We start from the raw sequence: 1,152 nt of genomic DNA, 5'->3' as shown, positions 1-1,152 counted from the left end.
ATCTTCCCGTTCTTGCCGCAGAATATCGTCTGCATACGCACGTACATCACGGTAACTGATTCGTGAGTAATTGAGCGCTTTTCTGCAGGCCCAGTTCAACTTTTCTGTGCCGATTTCCTTTGCCATATTCAGTACGCCAAGACAGGATTTGTACGCCTGCTGTTCATGCTGTTTGCTCTGTAATAGTTTGGTAACCAACATCAGCGTTTCTTCTCCGATGGCAGCTGCCCAGGAGGTAAACTTTTCTGCCGACCAGGAATCAAAGAATTGATGATGCTTCGGCATATGGGCGGCTGTGGTTGTGTATTGTCCTTTCTTGCGGTTCCGCTGGTGCTGGGCGACCCTGATGGTATTGTGATATATCGCGACGTTCCGTTCGTCAAAAATCACCTTTACTTGCTGTCCCTTGAGCTGCCAGGGAACAGAGTAATAGTGCTTATCTTCTGACAGGATAATGTGATAGTCCGGCGCAACCTTGTGGCTCTCGAAATACTTCATCGGATACCATTCGCTGGGAAGTGTCTTCAGTTCAGACCGTTCAATTTCCTCAAATAACTGGCGTCGGGATATTTGCAGCTTCGTCAGATTTTGGGTATTGTGTTCCTCAAGATGTTCTGCAATGGCCTGGTTGAGCTCAGCCAACGAATAGAACTTCTTGCCGTACAGTGGAGCATATATCCGCTGGTAGGTCAGTTTTACGGTATTCTCTGCCAGAGGTTTGTCTTTTGGTTTGTAGGCTCTGGCAGGGATTATCGTTGTCCGGTAGTGCTCTGCAAAATCATCGAACAGCGGATTAATCTGTGGCTCATATTTACTCGCCTTGAGTACTGCTGCCTTCAGATTATCCGGTACCAACGCTCGCGGTACTCCTCCAAAATACCGCAATGCTCGTTCGGTTGAACGAACAAACGATTCCTGTTTCTGACTTTCAGACGCTTCGACATAGGCCAGTTGACTGGCTCCCAGAACTGCTACATAAATCTCCGCCTGCTGCTCTTCGCCGTTCAGGTAGTATGGGAATTTCTCGCCGGCATAATCGATATAGGCCATATCACCCGGCTCATGCGGCTGTCGCATGGTGACTTCACCAGATTCCAGGAAGATAGAGAAATGGTGGCAGAACTGGCTATAGTGGTACCCATCAGGATACTT

General features: G+C 48.4%; 1 protein-coding gene. It reads right to left on the bottom strand.

The window, feature by feature from the left end:
- On the bottom strand, positions 1-1,152 hold a 1,152-nt coding region (istA, locus tag ACYQ2L_RS17140; protein ID WP_460058338.1), incomplete at both ends, for an IS21 family transposase.

The organism is Spirochaeta dissipatitropha, from assembly GCF_054657935.1.
Note: the sequence above shows the minus strand (reverse complement) of the source record. Positions and strands in the feature narration are given on the sequence as shown.